General features: G+C 65.3%; 13 protein-coding genes. 6 read left to right on the top strand and 7 right to left on the bottom strand.

What is annotated here, in order from left to right; genetic code table 11:
• Positions 1-1,326 carry a M16 family metallopeptidase gene (locus QTI05_RS01365; RefSeq protein WP_286622624.1) on the top strand — a complete coding sequence of 442 codons (1,326 nt, stop codon included), beginning with the start codon at positions 1-3 and terminating at the stop codon, positions 1,324-1,326.
• A 289-nt stretch (positions 1,327-1,615) separates the two neighbouring features.
• Here the strand turns inward: QTI05_RS01365 and QTI05_RS01360 are convergent, their stop codons facing one another.
• The 3 genes from QTI05_RS01360 to QTI05_RS01350 form a co-directional block, all read right to left on the bottom strand.
• Positions 1,616-2,143, bottom strand: coding sequence for a hypothetical protein (locus QTI05_RS01360; RefSeq protein WP_286622623.1), 528 nt, complete (start codon positions 2,141-2,143; stop codon positions 1,616-1,618).
• 5 nt (positions 2,144-2,148) lie between these two features.
• Positions 2,149-2,295, bottom strand: coding sequence for a hypothetical protein (locus QTI05_RS01355; RefSeq protein WP_286657776.1), 147 nt, complete (start codon positions 2,293-2,295; stop codon positions 2,149-2,151).
• A gap of 83 nt (positions 2,296-2,378) precedes the next feature.
• On the bottom strand, positions 2,379-3,344 hold the full coding sequence (locus QTI05_RS01350; protein ID WP_286622622.1) for a hypothetical protein: 966 nt from the start codon (positions 3,342-3,344) through the stop codon (positions 2,379-2,381).
• 442 nt (positions 3,345-3,786) lie between these two features.
• Here QTI05_RS01350 and QTI05_RS01345 point away from each other — a divergent pair, with 442 nt between their 5' ends.
• Positions 3,787-4,149 carry a hypothetical protein gene (locus QTI05_RS01345; RefSeq protein ID WP_286622621.1) on the top strand — a complete coding sequence of 121 codons (363 nt, stop codon included), beginning with the start codon at positions 3,787-3,789 and terminating at the stop codon, positions 4,147-4,149.
• A gap of 503 nt (positions 4,150-4,652) precedes the next feature.
• Here the strand turns inward: QTI05_RS01345 and QTI05_RS01340 are convergent.
• From QTI05_RS01340 to QTI05_RS01330, 3 genes are all read right to left on the bottom strand, one after another.
• Positions 4,653-5,990 carry an HlyD family type I secretion periplasmic adaptor subunit gene (locus QTI05_RS01340; protein WP_286622620.1) on the bottom strand — a complete coding sequence of 446 codons (1,338 nt, stop codon included), beginning with the start codon at positions 5,988-5,990 and terminating at the stop codon, positions 4,653-4,655.
• A 61-nt stretch (positions 5,991-6,051) separates the two neighbouring features.
• Positions 6,052-7,764 carry a type I secretion system permease/ATPase gene (locus QTI05_RS01335; RefSeq protein ID WP_286622619.1) on the bottom strand — a complete coding sequence of 571 codons (1,713 nt, stop codon included), beginning with the start codon at positions 7,762-7,764 and terminating at the stop codon, positions 6,052-6,054.
• Positions 7,765-7,816: 52 nt separating this feature from the next.
• Complete coding sequence (locus QTI05_RS01330) at positions 7,817-18,424, bottom strand: VCBS domain-containing protein (RefSeq protein WP_286622618.1); 10,608 nt, start codon at positions 18,422-18,424, stop codon at positions 7,817-7,819.
• 1,080 nt (positions 18,425-19,504) lie between these two features.
• Between QTI05_RS01330 and QTI05_RS01320 the strand changes: the two genes are divergently transcribed.
• The 4 genes from QTI05_RS01320 (at position 19,505) to QTI05_RS01305 (ending at position 21,130) form a co-directional block, all read left to right on the top strand.
• A complete protein-coding gene (locus tag QTI05_RS01320; protein WP_286542527.1) occupies positions 19,505-19,990 on the top strand; it encodes a helix-turn-helix domain-containing protein in 486 nt (161 codons plus the stop codon).
• A 12-nt stretch (positions 19,991-20,002) separates the two neighbouring features.
• Positions 20,003-20,413 (top strand): VOC family protein, encoded by a 411-nt coding sequence (locus QTI05_RS01315; RefSeq protein WP_286622617.1) that lies wholly within the window; start codon positions 20,003-20,005, stop codon positions 20,411-20,413.
• Positions 20,414-20,528: 115 nt separating this feature from the next.
• A complete protein-coding gene (locus tag QTI05_RS01310) occupies positions 20,529-20,939 on the top strand; it encodes a PaaI family thioesterase (RefSeq protein ID WP_286622616.1) in 411 nt (136 codons plus the stop codon).
• Positions 20,940-20,983: 44 nt separating this feature from the next.
• Positions 20,984-21,130 (top strand): hypothetical protein, encoded by a 147-nt coding sequence (locus QTI05_RS01305; protein ID WP_286622615.1) that lies wholly within the window; start codon positions 20,984-20,986, stop codon positions 21,128-21,130.
• A 47-nt stretch (positions 21,131-21,177) separates the two neighbouring features.
• Here QTI05_RS01305 and QTI05_RS01300 read toward each other — a convergent pair whose 3' ends face one another.
• Entirely contained in the window at positions 21,178-22,020 is an 843-nt protein-coding gene (locus QTI05_RS01300) for a LysR family transcriptional regulator (protein ID WP_286542537.1), read from the bottom strand.
• Positions 22,021-22,066: the final 46 nt, after the last annotated feature.

Here is a 22,066-nt window from a genome sequence, read left to right as displayed (position 1 = left end):
ATGGTCCGGCTGCCGCCGAAGCGCGCCACCATCGCCCTTCACACGCTTGCGAACGGGGTGAGGCTGCTCGCCATTCCCATGCCCCATGTGCAGAGCGCGAGTGTGGGCGTGTTCCTGCGCGTCGGCTCCCGCGACGAGACGCCGGTCACGAACGGCATCGGCCATGTCCTGGAGCACATGGCGTTCAAGGGGACCACCACCCGCTCCGTGCAGGCCATCAACCTGGATGCGGAGCGGTTAGGCGCGGATGTCAACGCGTTCACTGGCAAGGACACCACCGGCTACTTCATGACTGGCCTGGGCCGACACGCGCAGCATCTGCTGCGCATGACGGCCGACATCGTCTTGAACAGCACATTTCCTGACAACGAATTGCAGCGCGAGCTGGAAGTGATTCGCCAGGAGGCTATCGAGTACGAGGAGGATCCGCAGGATTGCTCCAGCGAATTGCTCGACCGCGCTATCTGGGGCGACGACCCGATGGGCATGCCGGTGATCGGCACCGTCGGGAACATTGAAGGCTTTACCCGGCCCGACCTGGTCCGCCACGTTCAGTCCCACTATGTCGCGGAAAAGACCGTCGTTGCTGCGGCCGGGAACTTCGACGTCGATGCCTGGGTAGCGCTCGCCGGGGAACTCTTTGCAGCGATGCCCCCGTCGGCAGACCTACCCGTGTCGCTACCGCCGGCGCCCGCGAAGTACGTCGGTCATGCCATGGCCCGGCGCTTCACGCAGGTGTCGCAGGTGTTCCTGAACATCGCCTACCCGCTGGCGCCCGCGCGGCAGGATGAGATGTCGCAGCAGCGCTGGAGACTTGTGGCTTCGCTGGCGGCCAACCTGTTTGGAGGCGGGATGTCGGCGCCTCTGGTCGACACAGTCCGAGAGCAGCTCGGCCTGGCCTACACGGCCCATTCCACGATGGACAGCGGGGACGTCTGGGCCAACTTCGTGGTGCATGCGGTCACCACCCCGGACAAGCTCGACGCACTGGTGACGGCGACGGGCGGCCTGCTGCGCGCACAGGCCACGACCATCGATCCGGTGCACTTGGAGCGGGCGAAGAACCAGCTGACCGTGTCCCGTGTGCGCGCCGGAGAGCGGACCTACGCAACGATGGAGCAGGCCGTCGAAGAGCTCTTCGCCAGCGGAACCGTGACGCCGATGGCCGAAGCGATTGCCATGATCGACGACATCCGCGCGGAAGAAGTGCGGGCGGTCTTCGGGCGGATGCTGGCCAACCGCCCGGCGCTGGCGATTACCGGCAAGGGCGCCAGCGCGCGAACCGCGCGGCAGTTGGCCGCGGGCCTGATTGCCGGCGTGCGTTAGCGGATCGAACGTGATCAGGCTGAGCACTGCAGTCTGGCGCGGAGCGCGCCCGGACCGCCAGGCTTGGGTCCGCACGCGCTGGTCTTCAGCAGCAGGTCGCGCCTCCGCGGTCTGCCGCGGCCGTCTTCCACGCACTTGGAGCCCTGAACACCAAGCTTGTAGTCGATCCGTCCGATCTGCGCGTGCTGGTTTCGAGGTTTGACGGTGAATGCAAGCTCGTCGAGCAGATCGAGGGCTGCAACGGGAATGCACCGGTGCTCATTCCATATGCCCGCTGCTAGCTGCGAACTCACGGAAGTCCGTGGGCCTTGATATATGCCTTAGCATCGATGCGCGCGCCGCAACGCGCTCCAGAGGGATTCTCAAGCGCCAACGAAGCGCCGCGCGTAACCTTGTCGAGCAGGTTCGCGTCAAAGTACTGCTGTGTGAATTCAAGAACGCACGCCTGCTGCGGCGATGTACCCCTGCCTCCTGTTGGCCAGGGCAAGTAGGTATGTCCTGCCTTCATATCTAGCGAAATCTCATAGAGATTCCAAGTCACGCCTACGCTCGGCGTTGTGCCCGAGAAAAATGCCCTCGTATCGAAATGAACGAGTGTCAGCTTTTTTTGTCCCGGCAAGACGTAGATAGCTTGCTTGTTGCTGCTGACATCTATATGTCGATCGTCCACATACCGAATCCCGATCGAAGAGGCCCCAGCATGGGAATAAAGGCGAGCAACAGCGGAATCCGGCAATGCCGGTCCTTCATACATCCTTATCGGTGCACATCCGACGAGAAAGAATGAAATCACACTAGCGGCAAGTTTGATGATCATGGGCATCACTGGCTGGCATGTTTGATTTTTCTGTGGAAGTGCTTCTCGCGCCTGCCAGCAAGGAATTCTCCAACCTGAGCGGCTGTCGCCCCGAGCTGCGACGTGATACCTGTTACCGCTGGTTCTGCATCGCTGCTGAGATAGATTCGCATGGGTGTGAGGGTGGCCTGAGGTTGAACGTCCGCTTCAGACATAGCGGATTAATGGATGTCCTTAGAGAGGCGGCCATCCCTATTCACCTCTGCCGATTCTCGGCGGGTGCCGAGGAAATAGCCCGCTTCGAGTCTGCGATTGGCGAATCAGGCAGTACTTTGAACACCACGTCGTCTGGCTTGGCGGGTCTGTAGACTGTTGCCGATTTGTCGAGAACGTTGACACCGGCAAGCACCATGACATCGCCGATCTTTGGAACAAATGCGATGTACTTATCGTCCTCGGTGAGGCGATAGCCCTTCATTTGAAGGCGTTGGCGGAGATATGGAAAACCACCTTCCACGATCATCATCTCCTTGTCGTCGCGGGCGTACGGTCGGGCCACGTCGTTCAGCAAAACCTTTACGGCACGCTGCAGGCTTGTGGCGAACGCGGCTTTGAGCGGTTCGCCACCATTGGCGGTCCAGCCGTTTAAGCCTTCCAAGGTCCTGACCTCCCCGGTCGATGCGAAATAGCGCGTTTCCCAAAGCGGGCGCTTGTCTGCTCCAGTCAGGGCGACCTTCAGTACAGCGAAAGGCCTGCTCTCGGTGTCGTTCACATAGGACAGCAAGAGAGCGCTCGTCACATCCAGTTGAGCAACCCCAGTTCCAGTCACGAACTTGTCGCCTAACGACTGTCGCGCGATCTCATTCACGATCGCAATGCGCGTCTGGTCCGCAAGCTTCATCCGAAGGATCTGCTCGGTGCTGTTCACACCAGCCGCCGAACCATTGCTGTTGGCCGCATGCGCAATGGCAATGCCTATCAAGCCGAACATGGCCGCCCCAGCCTGACCACGTTGGTGCCCGGTGACGACGACGTCGCTCTCAGGGATTTTGTAGGCACCTATCGGCAGATCGCTCATTCCCGAGAGCTGCTCACTCTTCACATTGACGGCGATGGGCCCTGCAAGGGCAGGCGCGGGCTTCGCGCGGTCGTAGGTGGCGCAAGCACCCAAAGATAGGGACAAAGCGAGGACGGCCAGCCTTTGGCCAAGCGATGAGATCATGAGTGTTCCCCCTCCAGGAGGTGCTATTTCTTGCTTCTTCTAAAGACCGCCGTCGCCTTTCAGCGCGCTGATGATATTCAATGCCTTGAAGGTCACATCTGGCGCTGCGTAGACGATTGGCGCAAACGTGATTTTTCTCTCGTATTCCTTCAGTGGCGCGTTCAGTCGTCTCGCCGACTACCCAGACAGGCGAGGCCGCTCTGCGCTTTCGTGCCCTGGCCAAGTGGCGTGAGCGATGCTGACCAAGAACTGCTATGCGAGCTCTCGAATCATCCTGCCGGCGCGTATCTTTGTCGCGAGGAAAAGTTCTTGGGTGCCAAGCGCTGCGTAGGCGGTCGAGTCCAACGTCCGCTTTCGAACGAACCGTATGACCGCAAGGGGCCCGAAGCTCCTGGTAGTCGACCGGCTACAGTCGGCCACAACCAGACATTGAGGTGGGCGTATGAGTAACTCCAAAGATGTCGCTTCACTTGAGGCGGAACTGGATTCCTTGCCGGAGGATGATGGATCACGTGTGACCCTTCTGATCGAGCTATTGACTCTCGACGGCCACGAGCGTCATGAGGACATCGTTCTCGATCTTGGGATATTCGGAAACTCTGCTGCTATCCCTGCGATTGCCAAAGCCGCTGAGGAACCTCCCTCATATATCGTGGAAGGGGGCAATGGGGAAACCTCCATGAGTTTCAACGAAAGTGCGCGTATGCGCTCGCACGCATCGGAACACTGGAATCTCGCCAAGTCCTTGAGCACTTGTCAGAGCATGCAGATCCATACTTGCGCGCGTACGGCAAGGAAGGCTTGACCTATTGGCCGATGCCGTTCGTCCGAAGCTGAGCGTCCAGGCTAGTGCGGGCGAAAAGACCGCTTTGGGCCCGAAGCTCCTGGTAACCGACAGGCTACAGTCGGCCCGTCTGCGGCCGGATTGCTCACGCCTTCGGCTGCATGTACTTGGCGAAGTGTCCGATGTAGTCATCCAGGTTTTCCTCGAGCATCAAGCGGTATTCCCCGGACTTATCTAGCTGATGCACACAACCAATGAAATCAACAGCTTGAAGGGTTGGGCATTGTTACGGTCTGGTTAAGCCCACGCAGCGTGGAGCCGCACAGGCTATCCACGCTGGCGTGCTGCTGGCTTGTTCGAAGCGCCTTGCGGGGCCGTTTCGAACCGGTTATCGGCATCCCTCGCTGATCACGATTGCACTGGCGCTAACAGCCTGGGCTTCGGCCTGTTTGCCGTGCGCTACTGGCCCGTGCTGACCCGCGCCCGGGTGGACGGCAAGCCCGGCTGAGCAGTCGCGCGGCGCATCAACGCTCGCGCGCGGCGCGGCGCAGCACCTGGGTGATCGGCTCCACCAGGTACTGGAGCGCGGTGCGCTCTTCCCCCTGCAGGTAGATCTCGGCGGGCATGCCGGCGAGCAACGTCAGGTCTCCCGCCGTCGCGAGCGAAGCCATGTCGGCCTCGACCAGCACCGAGTAGTAGGGAGCGTTGGTCGCACGGTCGATCAGGCGGTCGCCCGACACATAGATCACCTTGCCGTGCACCAGTTGCGTGGTGCGGTACTTGAACGCCGTGAAGCGGATGTCGGCCGGCTGCCCGCGCTGGATCCGGCCGATGTCCTCGGGACGCACGCGCGCATCGGTCACCAGACGGCTGTCGTCCGGCACGACGTCGGCGATGGTCTCGCGAGGCGGGATCACTGCGCCGGGCGTCGAATACTTCAGATCGATGATCTCGCCGCTGGCCGGCGCCGTGATCACCTGGCGCGCCGAGGCGTCGGCCGACTTGCGCCGCTCCTGCTCGATCTCGGCCAGCCGGGCCGCCGTGACCTTGAGCTGGTCGCTCGCCTGCTGGCGGTAGTCGCTCTCCAGGGAACGGATGCGCAGATCGGCATCGAGCGTGCGCTGCTCGGCGCGCGCCAGCTCCGCGCGCCGCTCCTCGAGCTTCACGCCGTAGTCGGCCACGGTGCCGTCGAGCTGCGCGATGCGCCCGGCCGAGACGAAGCCGTCCTTGAGCAGCTTGCGGTGGTTCTCCAGGTCCCCCTTCTGGAACTTCATCGACTCGCTCGCCTGCAGGATCTGGGCGCGCAGCGCGACGATTTCCTCGGCCACCTTCTCGCGTTGCGAACGCAGCAGTCGCACCTGCCCCACCAGCGCATCGCGCCGCGCCTCGAACAGTGCGCGCTCCTTGTCCAGCTGCGCTGCCAGGCGCGGGTCGGCCGCCGCGGTCTCGACCACGTCGGGAGGGAAGGCGATCGCGCGCGCCATGGTCTGCTCCGCGTCGAGCCGCGCGAGGCTGGCGCGCTCGGTCTTGACGCGGTGGTCCAACCGGTTGCTGTCGGCATCGACCGAGACGTCGCCCAGCACCAGCAAGGGCTCCCCCTGCCGTACATGCTGGCCGTCGCGCACCAGGACCTCGCGCACGATGCCTCCTTCGGCATGCTGCACCGGGCGCCGGTTCAGGTCCACCTTCACATGGGCCTGCGCCACCACGGCGGACGACAGCGGCGCGAAGCTCAGCCACGCAGCGGCCGGCAGCAATCCGCAGACCAGCACGGCCAGGCCCCAGTGCGCCAGGCGGCGCGCTTCGCGCACATGGAGCGCCAGAGGGTCGTTGGCCGCGATCGCATGCGCCGAATGAGTCATCGCACAACCTCCGTGCTGCGCACTGCGGTGCGAGCTTGCTTGGGGCGGCCCGGCGCGGCGCTCATGACACCTTCTCCGAAGCGCGCGGCGGCATCATCACCACCTGGGCGCCGCCCGTGTTCTGGCCCGAACGCTTGATCGTCTGCATCACTTCCTCCACCGGTCCATACTGCTTGACGCGACCGGCCTCCAGCACCAGCAGCTTGTCCATGTGCTGCACCAGCGCGCTGCGGTGCGTGACGACGACCACCGTGACCTGCCCGCGCAGCGCCCTCAAGGCCTCGCCCAGCGCCAGTTCGCCCGCCCCGTCCAGGTTGGAGTTGGGCTCGTCCAGCACCAGCAGCTTCGGGTTGCCATAGAGCGCGCGTGCCAGCGCGATGCGCTGGCGCTGGCCCGGCGACAGCATCACGCCCATGTTGTCGACGACGGTGTCGTAGCCCTCGGGCAGTGTCAGGATCAGCGCATGCACGCCGGCACGCTGCGCCGCTTGCACGACCTTGTCCGGATCGACCTCGCCCAGCCGCGCGATGTTGTCGGCAACCGTGCCGGCGAACAGCTCGACATCCTGCGGCACATAGCCGAGCCAGGGGCCGAGTTCTTCGCGCGGCCATTGCGCGAGGTCGACGTCGTCCAGCCGCACGACACCTGCATGAGGCCTCCACAGGCCGGTCAGCAGGCGCACCAGGGTCGACTTGCCGGCACCGCTGGGGCCGGTGATGGCCAGCGACTCGCCAGGCTCCAGGCTCAGCGAGACGCCGGCAAGAATCATCCGCTCGCCCTGCGGAGGCCGGAACACGAGGCCCTCCGCGTGCAGCCGGCCGCTCGGCGCCGGCAGCGCCATGCGTTGCGGCTGGCGCTCGGCGGCGCCCAGCACTTCGGACAGGCGCGCGAAGGCAAGGCGCCCCTCGGCCAGCACGCGCCAACTCCCCACCACCTGTTCGACCGGCGCCAGCGCCCGGCCGAGCAGGATGGTGCAGGCCACCAGGATGCCCGGCGTGCCTTCGCCCGTGATGACGAGGTAGGCGCCCAGTGCCTGCAGCAGGACCTGCACCGCCTGGCGCGTGGTGCGCGTGAGCGCAGCCATCGCCACCGACTTGCGCGCGGTCGGCCCCTGCAGCGCGGCGACGCCGGCGTTGAGGTCTCGCCAGCGCCCGATCACCGCCTCTCCCATTCCGAGCGACTGCGCCAGCTCTGCGTTCTGCATCGACGATTCGAGGTAGCGCGTGGCCCTGGCGGCTTCCTTCTGCAGGGCTTCGATATCGCGGCGCGTGATGCGGTCGTTCACCATGGCAAGGACGAGCATCAGCACCGACGCGGCGGCCGCGGCCATGCCCAGCATCGGATGCGCCAGCCAGATGACCGCGACATAGACGAATGTCCATGGCACATCGAACAGGGCCAGCAGCCCCTGGGAAGAAAACAGGTTGCGCAGCGCCGCGACGTCGCGCAAGCCTTCGCAGGGCGCGCGCACGGCGCGGCGCGCCGTGCGGGCCAGCATGACCTTGGCCACCACCGGAGACAGCTGATCGGCGATCAGGTTGCCCGCGACGCCCTGCAACCGGCTGCGCAGGTAGTCCAGCGCCAGCATCAGGCCGAGCGCCACGCCGACGCCGAGCAACAGCACCAGCAGCGTCTCCTGGCTCTGGCTCGTCAGCACGCGGTCGAAGACCTGCAGCATGAAGAGCGCGGGTGCGAGCAGCAGCAGGTTCACGAAGAACGAGAAGCCCGCGACAAAAAGAAGCGGTCGCTCGAGAAGCTGGAGAAGAGGCTTCATGTCGATTTCTCTCGTGTGCCGCCACCCGCACCTGCGGGCGGCAGGCGGGATCTCACAGGCCGGCCTTGATGTCGTTGCTGTCGAAGGTGTCTGCGGGGTTGCTCAGCGTCAAGGTCGCCACCAGCGTGCGGTTGGCGCCGCTCAGGCCGTCGGCGTCGTAGTACAGGTTGCCCGTCGCACTGTCGTAGATCACATGCACGCCCGCACCCACCGTGTCTCCCGCACCACCGCCGGCCAGGGACGCGAACTCGGCCGCCGACAGCGTGCTTCCGCTCGCGGTCGTGAGGGCCGTGAACGTGCCGCGCGACAGCTCGATCAGATCGCCACTCGCCGCCGATCCCGAAGCATTGAAGTCGGTGACCGAATCCACTGCGTTGGGCGCCGAGTCGAAGACGAAGGTGTCGTTGTCCGCGCCGCCGGTGAGTATGTCGGCGCCGGCCCCACCGACGATGCGGTCGTCGCCCGCAAGGCCGTTGATCGCGTCGTTGCCGCCGCCACCGCGCAATTGGTCGCTCGACGCCGAACCGGTGATCGTGTCGCCGAAGGCCGTGCCGATGACGCCCTCGAAGTTCTTGTAGCCGTCGGTGCCGAGCCCGGCGGCGCTGGCATTGAAGCTTGTCGTGCTGCTGCTTTGCGTCAGCGTGAACGTGAGGCCGGCGGTGCCGTCCGAGAAGTCGAGCAGGTCACCGGTGCCCCCTGCTCCATCGAGCGTGTCGTTGCCGGCGCCGCCGCGGATGATGTCGTTCGAGGCGCTGCCGGTGAGGGTGTCGGCCAGGTCGGTGCCGATCACGCCTTCGATGTTCTGGTAGGTGTCGTTGTTGCCGAGCCCGCCGGTGCCGTTGGCGATGCCGGTCGATGCGGCACTCTGGACCAGCGTGAAATTGACCGCCAGAGTCCCGTCCGAGAAGTCGAGCAGGTCTTCGCTGCCGGCGCCGCCATCCATCGAGTCGTTGCTGCCCAGGCCGCCTCGCAACACATCGTTGCCGGCGCCGCCCGACAGTGTGTCGTTGCCGTCGCCGCCGATCAGGAGGTCGTTGCCGGAAGAGCCGAGCAGCGTGTCGGCCCCGTTGCCGCTTCCTCCGATGAAGACGTCGCCGCCCACACCGCCGGTCAGGTCGTCGGCGCCGCCGCGGCCGTCGATGAAGGAGGCCTGGTAGGCGCCGGTCGCGCCGAGATCGATCGTGTCGGCGCCGTTGCCTCCGGACACGGCCCTGATGTCGATCGTCGCCGTCGCCGTGGTGGTGCCCCCGGCGCCGTCCGACACGGTGTACTGGAAACTGCCGGCCGTGGCTCCCGCCGTGCTGCCGCTGGTGAAGCTGATCGTGCCGTTGGCGGCGTCCAGGGTCAGGCCGGAAATCCCGATCGCGCCGCCGACGCTGGTGATCGTCAAGGCAAGACCGTCGATGTCGGTGTCGTTGCCGAGCAGCGAGTTCGCCGACAGCGTGACGAGGGTGCTGTTCGACACGATGATCCTGTCGGCCACGGCGACCGGGTTGTCGTTCACCGCGCTGACGGTGATGCTCGCCGTGTCGGTCGCGCTCGAGAACGCGGAGCTGTTCCCGTTCGTGACTGTGCTCACCATGGTGCCCGCCGCGCCGCTCGTCTGATCCCAGGCGCGGAAGGTGATTCCATCGCTGACTGTCCCGTTGAAGTTCGAATTCGCCTGGAAGTAGACACGCGTGTTCGCGTCCGCGGCCAGCAGCAGTGCGGACGCGCCCGACACCGCACCCACCGCCGCCCAGTTGGCGCCGCCGGTGGTGGAATACCACCAGCTTCCGTTCGCGGCATTCACGCCCGTCAGCGCGATGCCGGTGATGGCGCCGTTGTCCGCATCGGTCACGTTGTCGAGCCCGCCGGCCGGCGGATTCAGATTCACCAGGCTCGATACGAGCGTCCCGACGGCCCCGACCGGTGCGCCGGCATCCTCGTTGACCGACGCCAGAGCGGGTGTCGCTGCAGCACTCAGGACGGGTGCATCGTTGGTGCCGGCGATAGTCACGGTCACCACCCGGCTGGCCGTCCCATCGGACGAGACTGCAGTGAAGCTGTCGCTGATCGATTGACCTGCGGCCAGTTGCTGGATCGCTGCCTGGCCGTTGCTGGCCGTGTAGGTCCAGTTGCCATTGGCCGCCAGCGCGAAGCTGCCGTAGCCGTTGCTGCCGGCGGTGCCGGCCTGGGCTGTGAAGCTGGACTGGCCTGCGTCGACATCGGCAATCGTCAGCGCGCCGCCGGTGCTCAGGTTCGGTGTCGAGGCATCCTCGGTCACCGCGCCGCTGGCTACGCCACCGATCACCGGAACGTCGTTGGTCCCTGTGATGGTCACAGTCACCACCCGGCTGGCTGTCCCGTCGGACGAGACTGCAGTGAAGCTGTCACTGAGCGACTGGCCGGCGCCTAGCTGCTGGATCACCGCCTGGCCATTGTTGGCCGTGTAGGTCCAGGTGCCATTGGCCGCCAGCGTGAAGCTACCGTAGCCACTGCTACCGGCAGTGCTCGCTTGAGGCGCGAAGTTCGACTGACCCGCATCCACATCGGCGATCGTCAGCGCCCCGCTGACTGCGAGGTTGCCACCAGACACCGCAACGTCTTCTTGCACCGCGCCGCTGGCCACACCAGCAATCGCCGGCACGTCGTTGGTGCCGGTGATCGTCACCGTCACGAGCTGGCTGGCCGTGCCGTCGGAGGACACTGCGGTGAAGCTGTCGATGAGCGATTGACCGGCGCCCAGTTGCTGGATCGCCGCCTGGCTGTTGTTGGCCGTGTAGGTCCAGCTGCCGCCGGCCGCCAGCGTGAAGTTGCCGTAGCCGTTGCTGCCGGCAGTGCTCGCCTGTGACGCGAAGTTCGACTGGCCCGCATCCACATCGGCGATCGTCAATGCACCGCTGGTGCTCAGGTTCGGCGTCGAGGCGTCCTCGCTCACCGCACCGCTGGCGACGCCACCGATCACCGGCACATCGTTGGTCCCGGTAATGGTCACGGTCACGAGCTGGTTGGCCGTGCCGTCGGACGACACGGCGGTGAAGCTGTCGCTGATTGATTGACCAGCGGCCAATTGCTGGATCGCGCTTTGGTTGTTGTCGGCCGCATAAGTCCAAGTGCCGTCGGCCGCCAGCGTGAAACTGCCGTAGCCGCTGCTGCCAGCGGTGCTCGCTTGAGGCGCGAAGTTCGACTGGCCCTGGTCGACATCGGCGATCGTCAGCGCACCGCCGGTGCTCAGGTTCGGTGTCGAGGCATCCTCGGTCACCGCGCCGCTGGCTACGCCACCGATCACCGGAACGTCGTTGGTCCCTGTGATGGTCACAGTCACCACCCGGCTGGCTGTCCCGTCGGACGAGACTGCAGTGAAGCTGTCACTGAGCGACTGGCCGGCGCCTAGCTGCTGGATCACCGCCTGGCCATTGTTGGCCGTGTAGGTCCAGGTGCCATTGGCCGCCAGCGTGAAACTGCCGTAGCCGCTGCTGCCGGCAGTGCTCGCTTGAGGCGCGAAGTTCGACTGGCCCTGGTCGACATCGGCGATCGTCAGCGCACCACTGGTGCTCAGGTTCGGGGTCGAGGCGTCCTCGCTCACCGCACCGCTGGCTACGCCACCGATCACCGGCACGTCGTTGGTCCCGGTGATCGTCACCGTCACGAGCTGGCTGGCCGTGCCGTCGGAGGACACGGCGGTGAAGCTGTCGCTGAGCGATTGACCTACGGCCAGCTGCTGGATCGCTGCCTGGCTGTTGTTGGCCGTGTAGGTCCAGTTGCCATCGGCCGCGAGCGTGAAGCTGCCGTAGCCGTTGCTGCCGGCGGTGCCGGCCTGGGTTGTGAAGCTGGACTGTCCAGCATCGACATCGGCGATCGTCAGCGCACCATTGGTGCTCAGGTTCGGGGTAGAGGCATCCTCGCTCACCGCACAGGTGGCGACGCCGCCAATCACCGGTACATCGTTGGTCCCGGTAATGGTCACGGTCACGAGCTGGCTGGCCGTGCCGTCGGAGGACACGGCGGTGAAGCTGTCGCTGATCGATTTACCGGCGCCCAGTTGCTGGATCGCGCTCTGGCTGTTGTCGGCCGTGTAGCTCCAGGTGCCGTCGGTCGCCAGCGTGAAACTACCGTAGCCGTTGCCGCCAGCGGTGCTCGCTTGGGGCGCGAAGTTCGACTGGCCCTGGTCGACATCGGCAATCGTCAACGCACCGCTGGTGCTCAGGTTCGGGGTCGAGGCATCCTCGCTGACCGCGCCGCTGGCCACACCACCGATCACCGGCACATCGTTGGTCCCGGTGATGGTCACGGTCACCAACTGGCTGGCCGTACCGTCGGACGAGACTGCAGTGAGGCTATCGCTGATCGACTCGCCGGCGCCCAACTGCTGGATCGCTGCTTGGCCATTGTTGGCCGTGTAGGTCCAGTTGCCGTCGGCTGCCAATGTGAAGCTGCCGTGGCCGTTGCTGCCGGCGGTGCCGGCCCGGGACGTGAAGTTGGACTGGCCTTGGTCGACATCGGCGATCGTCAGCGCACCGCCGGTGCTCAAGTTCGGCGTCGAGGCATCCTCGTTCAGCGCACCGCTGGCGACGCCGCCAATCACCGGCACGTCGTTGGTGCCTGTGATGGTCACCGTCACGAGCTGATTGGCCGTGCCGTCGGAGGAAACTGCGGTGAAGCTGTCGCTGATCGACTCCCCGGCACCCAGTTGCTGGATCGCTGCCTGGCTGTTGTTGGCCGTATAGGTCCAGCTGCCATCAGCCGCCAGCGTGAAGCTACCGTAGCCACTGCTACCGGCAGTGCTCGCTTGAGGCGCGAAGTTCGACTGGCCCTGGTCGACATCGGCGATCGTCAGCGCACCGCCGGTGCTCAGGTTCGGTGTCGAGGCGTCCTCGCTCACCGCGCCGCTGGCCACCCCGCCGATCACCGGCACATCGTTGGTGCCGGTGATGGTCACCGTCACCACCTGGCTGGCCGTGCCGTCGGATGACACCGCGGTGAAGCTGTCGCTAAGCGACTCCCCGGCACCCAGCTGCTGGATCGCCGCCTGGCTGTTATCGGCCGTGTAGCTCCAGCTGCCGTCGGCCGCCAGCACGAAGTTGCCGTAGCCGTTGCTGCCGGCAGTGCTCGCCTGCGGCGTGAAGTTGGACTGGCCCTGGTCGACATCGGTGATCGTCAACGCACCGCTGGTGCTCAGGTTCGGCGTCGAGGCATCCTCGCTCGTCGCGCCGGTGGCGACGCCACCGATCACCGGCACGTCGTTGGTCCCGGTGATGGTCACGGTCACGAGCTGGCTGGCCGTTCCATCGGACGAGACTGCAGTAAAGCTATCGCTGATCGATTGACCCGCACCAAGCTGCTGGATCGCGCTTTGGCCATTGTTGGCCGTGTAGCTCCAGCTGCCATCGGCCAGCAAGCTGAAGCTGCCGTGGCCGTTGCTGCCGGCAGTGCTCGCCTGTGGCAAGAAGTTCGACTGACCTTGGTCGACATCGGCAATCGTCAACGCACCGCCGGTGCTCAGGTTCGGCGTCGAGGCGTCCTCGCTCACCGCGCCGCTGGCCACCCCGCCGATCACCGGCACATCGTTGGTGCCGGTGATGGTCACGGTCACGAGTTGGCTGGCCGTTCCATCGGACGAGACTGCAGTGAAGCTGTCGCTGAGCGACTCGCCGGCACCAAGCTGCTGGATCGCGCTTTGGTTGTTGTCGGCCGTGTAGGTCCAAGTGCCGGTGGCTGCCAGGGTGAAGCTGCCGTAGCCGTTGCTGCCGCCGGTGCTCGCTTGAGGCGCGAAGTTCGACTGGCCTTGGTCGACATCGGCAATCGTCAGCGCACCGCTGGTGCTCAGGTTCGGGGTCGAGTCATCCTCACTCACCGCGCCAGTGGCGACGCCACCAATCACCGGCACATCGTTGGTGCCGGTGATGGTCACCGTCACCACCTGGTTGGCCGTACCGTCGGAGGAAACTGCGGTGAAGCTGTCGCTGAGAGACTCCCCGGCACCCAGCTGTTGGATCGCTGCCTGGCTGTTGTCCGCCGTGTAGGTCCAGGTGCCGTCGGTTGCGAGCGTGAAGCTGCCGTAGCCGTTGCTGCCGGCGGTGCCGGCCTGGGGGGTGAAATTGGACTGACCGGCATCAACGTCGGCAATCGTCAGCGCACCACCAGTCGCAAGGTTGCCAGCAGCCACCGCAAGATCTTCTTGCACCGCACCGCTGGCCACGCCACCGATCACGGGCACATCGTTGGTGCCAGCGATCGTCACCGTCACGAGTTGGCTGGCCGTCCCATCGAACGACACAGCGGTGAAGCTGTCGCTGAGCGATTGACCGGCGCCCAGTTGCTGGATCGCCGCCTGGCTGTTGTTGGCCGTGTAGGTCCAGCTGCCGCCGGCCGCCAGCGTGAAGTTGCCGTAGCCATTGCTGCCGGCAATGCTCGCTTGAGGCGCGAAGTTCGACTGGCCCTGGTCGACATCGGCAATCGTCAGCGCACCACTGGTGCTCAAGTTCGGGGTCGAAGCGTCCTCGCTGACCGCGCCGCTGGCCACGCCACCAATCACCGGCACGTCATTGGTCCCGGTAATGGTCACGGTCACCACCTGGCTGGCTGTCCCGTCGGAAGACACAGCGGTGAAGCTCTCGCTGATCGACTCCCCGGCACCGAGCTGCTGGATCGCGCTTTGGCCGTTGTCGGCCGTGTAGGTCCAGGTGCCGTCGGCCGCGAGCGTGAAGCTGCCATAGCCGTTGCTGCCGGCGGTGCCGGCCTGGGCTGTGAAGCTGGACTGTCCTGCATCGACATCGGCGATCGTCAGCGCACCATTGGTGCTCAGGTTCGGGGTCGAGGCATCCTCGCTCAGCGCACCGCTGGCAACGCCACCGATCACCGGTACATCGTTGGTCCCGGTAATGGTCACGGTCACGAGCTGGCTGGCCGTGCCGTCGGACGAGACTGCAGTGAGGCTATCGCTGATCGACTCGCCGGCGCCCAACTGCTGGATCGCTGCTTGGCCATTGTTGGCCGTGTAGGTCCAGTTGCCATCAGCCAGCAAGTTGAAGCTGCCGTAGCCATTGCTGCCGGCAGTGCTCGCTTGAGGCGCGAAGTTCGACTGGCCTTGATCGACATCGGCAATCGTCAACGCACCACCGGTCGCAAGGTTGCCAGCAGCCACCGCAAGATCTTCTTGCACCGCACCGCTGGCCACGCCACCGATCACGGGCACATCGTTGGTCCCGGTAATGGTCACCGTCACCACTTGGCTGGCCGTTCCATCAGACGAGACTGCAGTAAAACTGTCGCTGATCGACTCGCCGGCACCCAGTTGCTGGATCGCGCTTTGGCCGTTGTTGGCCGTGTAGCTCCAGCTGCCATCAGCCAGCAAGTTGAAGCTGCCGTAGCCATTGCTGCCGGCAGTGCTCGCTTGAGGCGCGAAGTTCGACTGGCCTTGATCGACATCGGCAATCGTCAACGCACCGCTGGTACTCAGGTTTGGTGTCGAGGCGTCCTCGCTCACCGCGCCACTGGCCACACCACCGATCACCGGAACGTCGTTGGTCCCGGTAATAGTCACGGTCGCCACCTGGCTGGCTGTCCCGTCGAAAGACACCGCAGTGAAGCTGTCGCTGATCGACTGGCCGGCGCCCAGCTGTTGGATCGCCGCCTGGCCATTGTCGGCCGTGTAGCTCCAGCTGCCATCGGCCAGCAAGCTGAAGCTGCCGTAGCCATTGCTGCCGGCAGTGCTCGCTTGAGGCGCGAAGTTCGACTGGCCCGCATCGACATCGGCAATCGTCAGCGCACCGCTGGTGCTCAAGTTCGGGGTCGAGGCATCCTCGCTTGCCGCGCCGCTGGCAACGCCGCCAATCACCGGAACGTCATTGGTCCCGGTGATGGTCACGGTTACGAGTTGGCTGGCCGTTCCATCGGACGAGACTGCAGTGAAGCTGTCGCTGAGCGACTCGCCGGCGCCCAGCTGTTGGATCGCCGCCTGGCCATTGTTGGCCGTGTAGCTCCAGCTGCCATCAGCCAGCAAGTTGAAGCTGCCGTGGCCGTTGCTGCCGGCAGTACTCGCTTGGGGCGCGAAGTTCGACTGGCCTTGGTCGACATCGGCAATCGTCAGCACACCGCTGGTGCTCAGGTTCGGGGTCGAGGCGTCCTCACTCACCGTGCCGCTGGCCACACCACCAATCACCGGAACGTCGTTGGTCCCGGTGATGGTCACGGTCACCACCTGGCTGGCTGTCCCGTCGAAAGACACAGCAGTGAAGCTGTCGCTGATCGACTCGCCGGCACCCAGTTGTTGGATCGCCGCCTGGCCATTGTTGGCCGTGTAGCTCCAGCTGCCATCGGCCAGCAAGCTGAAGCTGCCGTGGCCGTTGCTGCCGGCAATGCTCGCCTGTGGCGCGAAGTTCGACTGACCCTGGTCGACATCAGCAATCGTCAACGCACCGCCGGTGCTCAGGTTCGGCGTCGAGGCGTCCTCGTTCACCGCGCCGGTGGCGACGCCGCCGATCACCGGCACATCGTTGGTCCCGGTAATCGTCACGGTCACCACCTGGCTGGCTGTCCCGTCGGACGAGACTGCAGTGAAGCTGTCACTGAGCGACTGACCCGCGCCCAGCTGTTGGATCGCCCCCTGGCTGTTGTTGGCCGTATAGGTCCAGCTGCCGTCGGCTGCCAGCGTGAAGCTGCCGTAGCCGTAGCCGTAGCCGTAGCCGTAGCCGTAGCCGTTGCCGCCGGCGGTGCTTGCTTGAGGCGCGAAGTTCGACTGGCCCGCATCGACATCGGCGATCGTCAGCGCACCGCTGGTGCTCAGGTTCGGCGTCGAGGCATCCTCGCTCACTGCGCCGGTGGCGACGCCGCCGATCACCGGCACATCGTTGGTCCCGGTAATGGTCACCGTCACCACCTGGCTGGCCGTCCCATCGGACGACACTGCCGTAAAGCTGTCGCTGATCGACTGGCCTGCGCCCAGCTGTTGGATTGCTGCCTGGCCATTGTTGGCCGTGTAGGTCCAGCTGCCGTCGGCTGCCAGCGTGAAGTTGCCGTGGCCGTTGCTACCGGCAGTGCCGGCCTGGGCTGTGAAGCTGGACTGTCCTGCATCGACATCGGCGATCGTCAGCGCACCACTGGTGCTCAAGTTCGGTGTCGAGGCATCCTCGCTCAGCGCCCCGCTGGCCACCCCGCCGATCACCGGCACATCGTTGGTCCCGGTGATGGTCACGGTCACCAGCTGGCTGGCTGTCCCGTCGGAAGACACAGCGGTGAAGCTATCGCTGATCGACTGACCAGCGCCCAGCTGTTGGATCGCCGCCTGGCCATTGTTGGCCGTGTAGGTCCAGTTGCCATTGGCTGCCAGCGTGAAGTTGCCGTGGCCGTTGCTGCCGGCGGTGCCGGCCTGGGCTGTGAAGCTGGACTGTCCTGCATCGACATCGGCGATTGTCAGCGCGCCACTGGTGCTCAGGTTCGGGGTCGAGGCATCCTCGCTGACCGCGCCGCTGACCACACCACCGATCACCGGCACATCGTTGGTCCCGGTCACCGTCACAGTGATCTGCTGCGCGACCATGCCGCCGTGGCCATCGTCGATGCTGACGGTGAAGGTCTCCGTCGCCGTCTGGCCCTGGGCCAGATACTGCGTGGCCGCGTTGGCGACGCTGTAGTTCCAGCTCACCGTGCCGTCGCCCGCGCCCGTGGCCGCATCGCTGACGCCGGCCGTCAAGACCCCGCCCAGGGTGTTGCCTGGACCGGCCGCCACGCTGACGCTGTGCGCATCGCTCAGGTCCACGTCGTCGAAGGCGATCGTGCCGCTGTCGCTCAGGGTCGGCGTCGCCGCATCCTCGGTCACCGCCGCAGCGGCATCGGCCGCGCCGATCGTCGGCGCGTCGTTGGTGCCGGTGATGGTGACCGTCACCGTGGCCAGCCCCGTTCCACCATCGGCGTCCTTCACCTCGTAGCTGAAGGTGTCGGTTGCGTTCTCGCCCGCTGCCAGGTACTGGAAAGCGGCTGCATGGGGCTGATACTGAAAATACCAGGTCGACGGATCGCCCATCGCCGGCTGAACGAGCGTCGCCGTCCCGTGGGCCGGCGCCGAGGCCAGCGCCAAGCTCTTGACCAGGTCAGGGACCAGATCGTTCTGCAGCACATGGATATGAATCCCCGGGCCGTCTTCGGTCGTCGTGCTCGTATCGCCCAGCGCCTTCACCGCCTCGTTGGCCGGATTCACCTCGACCCCGTCCACAAGGATTCTCAGGGTTTCGGTCATCTGGACGGTCAGCGTGGACGACCCGAAGCTGAAAACGAAATCGCTGGCCGAGCCATTGGAAACCTCGCCAGTCCTGGCATTGGTCACTGCCGCAAGATGGGCCAGGTAGGCGGCAATCTGCGTCTGGGTGGCAGAGTCCAGCCACTGCGCCCGCGTGAACTGGAGCTGGAGCGTGTCAACATCCGCCCCGCCCGTGTACACGTCTTTGGTGCCCGCCGCGATGTTTTCGCTGACGTTGTAGATCAGGGTGTCGCTCCCCGATCCCCCGTTGAGCTGGTCGCTGCCGCTGCCGCCATCGAGCGTGTCGTTTCCCGCGCCACCATTCACAGAATCGTTCCCGGCTCCGGCGTTGACGCTGTCGTTCCCGTTGCCGCTGTTGATGGTGTCGCTGCCGGCCGTTCCGGTGAGAAGGTCGTTGCCGTTGGAGCCGGTAATCGCGGTCATGTGCTTCCTTGGTGAGCGCCGAAAGGCCGGCGCGTGCCTGTCTCGACGCTGCAGTTCTTGTTTGCAAATTAGATAGCGCCAGCCGACGCGGGCATATGGAAGAAATGCCCTTTCCTTCCTCAGCACTAAGTACTGGGACGATCTGAAAAGCCTGGTACCTTTGTCCTGCCTAAGCATCCGCACGCGCGGGCATGGCCCCTATTTCGTCGGCCGGACAAAGAAAGCTCGCCGAAGCGAGCTCAATGATTGAGTTGATTACCGTCGAAAATTGACCTACGGGGGTGCGGATAAAAACTTGGACTGGTTTTATGCGCGCACTCTGACTAGCCCTGCCATTGAAGAAGGCGTGCGCTCAAGGCCTGTGTAGTCACGATTATTTTTCATCCCTCAAGGGTCGCATCGCGCTTGAGGAATGTCTTGTGCATCAGCTAGATAAGTCCGGAACAGCGGCATACGTGTACTCGGTCACATCGGGCGCAGCTCTCCCCCTCAGACGCGCTCGTATGCGCGCGAGGCGCTGGCGTGCTTCAAGACGGGCGTGCACCGTCGGCTGCGGCCTACGCTGGCGCGTCGCGACGTCGCAACTCGACGATCCACCAACTTGCGCAAGGTGCCACGAGCGCGCAGACGGTTGTTGTTGCTGAATCACCTAGCTTGGGTCCGGCTGACTGCAAGCTTGGACAAAGCGGCCGAAGCGCAGCCCCCAAGGGCCTAGGCGGGTGCCGTGCGCATCGCCACGTACAACATCAACGATGTCCGCAAGCGCCTCGAGCCGCTGCGTGCGTGGCTGGACGTAACGGCGCCCGAGGTGGTCTGCCTGCAGGAGCTCAAATGCACGGCATCCGCCTTCCCCTACGACGCCCTTCGAGCCATGGGATACGAATCTGCAGCCGGGCCTCAAGTTCGCCTACAAGCTCGACTGGTTCGCCCGCTTCAACCGGCACGCGGCCCGCCTGCAGGCCTCGGGTCATCCGGTCGTGCTGGTGGGCCCAGGCCGCGCTTCGACCGCCTCTGCTCCTTCAAACGATGCCGGTGATGGACTGATGTGGTTCGGGTAGGCTCTCGACCGAGAGCCTTCGCATGCCTTCCAACGTACTGCCGCCCAGCCAAGACCCCGGACTGCTGCGCCGCCTGCTGCGCGCCAAAGACCGCATGGATGCCGCCTCGCACGAGGCCTGGCCGGTCTCGCGGCTGGCGAGCGTGAGCGGCGTTTCCGAGGCTCACTTCGCGCGTTCGTTCAAGCAGGCCTTCGGCGTGCCGCCGCACCGCTACCTTCTCACGCGGCGCATCGAGCGAGCGACCGCGCTGCTGCGCGACACCGACCTGCCCATCACCGACATCGCCTTCCAGACAGGCTGGGAGAGCCTCGGCACTTTCGGGCGCACCTTTCGAGACATCACCGGCGAGAGCCCAAGCGCGAACCGCGCGCGCGGGCAGGCGCAGCCCAGCCAGTCCGGCTCCGTGCCGCACTGCATCGTCAGCGCCGCCCACCGGCCGGCCCTGCAGATCGCAGTTTCGGAGAAGCGACGCCGCGAGGCGGGCGGTACAACTACACCTTCGAAATGAACAGGAGAACTCATGAGCCAAGGTGTCGACGTGGTCGGCTTGTATGTGCGAGACCAGGATGAAGCACTCGCGTTCTATGCCGGGAAGCTGGGTTTTCGCGTCCACACGGACGTGCGCAACGGCGGCTTTCGCTGGTTGACGGTGCAGCACCCGGAGCAGCCTTCGTTCCAGCTGGGCCTCTTCACGCCCGGGCCGCCGATGCAGGACGAGGGGACCGCGCAAGCGTTGCACGCACTCGTGGCAAAGGGCGCGATGCCGCCGCTGGTGCTGGCGGTGAACGACTGTCGCGCGGCGTACGACCGCCTGCGCAGCCTGGGCGTGGAGTTCACGCAGGAGCCGATCGACCGCTTTGGCACCGTGGACGCGGGCTTTCGCGACCCTTCGGGCAACGGCTGGAAGATGATCGGTGCGCGCCACCACTGAAGGGAGGCCGCCTTGAACACCAACAGCAGCTTGAGCGGGCGCGCCTCCTGACACCACGGTGTCAGGAGCAGCCGCCTAAGATTTTCCGACCCGCCTTGCGGAGCGAAGGATCGTGATGACGTCGGACCTGTTGATGCAGCGTTTTCCCAGTTCCGCGACCGCGCGGTTATTCGGCCAGCGGATCATCGAATTCGACACGGCGAAGGGCTGGGTCCGCATGAGCTTTGTCGCGACCGATGCTTTTTTGAACCCCGCGGGTTCGGTGCAGGGCGGCATCCTCGGCGCGATGCTGGACGACACGATGGGCCCGGCGCTGTGGCTCATGAACGGCGCGGGTGCGTTCTCGGCAACGATCGATCTGAACGTGTCGTTTCTGGCGGCCGCTTCGCCGGGGCTCTTGTGCGGAGAGGGCCGGGTTGTGCAGCTCGGCACGACCATCTCGTTCCTCGAGGCGCATCTGAGCGATGCGCAAGGGCGGATGGTGGCGCGGTCCACGGCGAGCGCGCGGATGATCCAGCCCCGCTAGCCGCGGTGCGTGGAGTCTTCCATAGGTGTCCACCTAAATCCTTGGTGGACACCATCGTCGTAGACACCGGGGTCAAGCTCAGACGGGATCACCGCCCGCTTACGCTGTTACAGGCCAAGCTGCACGAGTTCTATTTGCAGGATGTGGCGGCTCGCGACCGCAGCGAAGAAGGTCGTGAAGCTGGATCCTGAGCGGCAGCAGGCGCCGGCCTGAACACGCAAGCACCCTTCGATCGCCGTCAAACCAAGACCGCCGAGTTCTCCTGAACCAGTTCGGCGATGAGATCCGCCATCAGCCTGACACGTGGCGAGCGACGGACGTCGGGATGGACGACGCACCAGATCTCCCGCAGCAAGGGCCAGTCCGCGCCGGGCATTTCGACCAGACCTGCGTCGTTGCCCGCAAGAAAGCTGGGAAGCATCGCGAGTCCCATCCCGGCTCGACACGCCTGGTGCACCGCTGCAAGATCGTTGCTTCGCAGGACGAAGGGCCGCTCACCGGCCATGCGGGCAAGCAACTGCTGGTGCGGCACGTCGCTCAGCGGATCGCCGTAGCCAAGGAAGCGCCAATCCGCATGGGCACGTTCGGGCCAAGTCGGTGCCGCATAGAGCCGGAAGCCGAGCTCGCCCAGCTTGCGTGCGGCCAGTCCCGGCTCGCCGGGGCGCATGAAGCGAAGCGAAAGGTCGGCTTCGCCGCGATGGAGGTTGGCCGTGCGCACCTCCCCGACGAGATCCAGGTCGATGCCCTTCCATCGGTCGATGCGGCTGGCGAGCTGAGGTACGAGGAAGTGGCTTGCAAACGCCGGCGGCGCGGATATGCGGACCGTTCCCTGCAGGCTCGTGGCCGAGGTGGCAGCGCGGCTGAACGCCAGGGCCTCGTGTTCGAGGCGTTCCGCCGGCGCAATCAGCGCCTCGCCTTCGCTCGTCAATGTCCAGCTGCGCGGCAGTCGGTCGAACAGGCGAACGCCGAGACTCGCCTCCAGCGCGGCGACGCGCCGCGCGACAGTCGAGTGCTCGACCCTCAATGTTCGCGCGGCGCCGGACAGGCTCCCATCGCGAGCCACTGCCAGGAAGAAACGCACGTCGTCCCATGCAGGCGAGGCCTGCGTGGCGCCAGAAGGTGGGTCG

The sequence above is a fragment of the Variovorax fucosicus genome (assembly GCF_030316825.1).
In the GTDB taxonomy this organism is placed as follows: Bacteria; Pseudomonadota; Gammaproteobacteria; order Burkholderiales; family Burkholderiaceae_C; genus Variovorax; species Variovorax fucosicus.
This window is presented reverse-complemented; position numbering and strand designations above follow the sequence as displayed.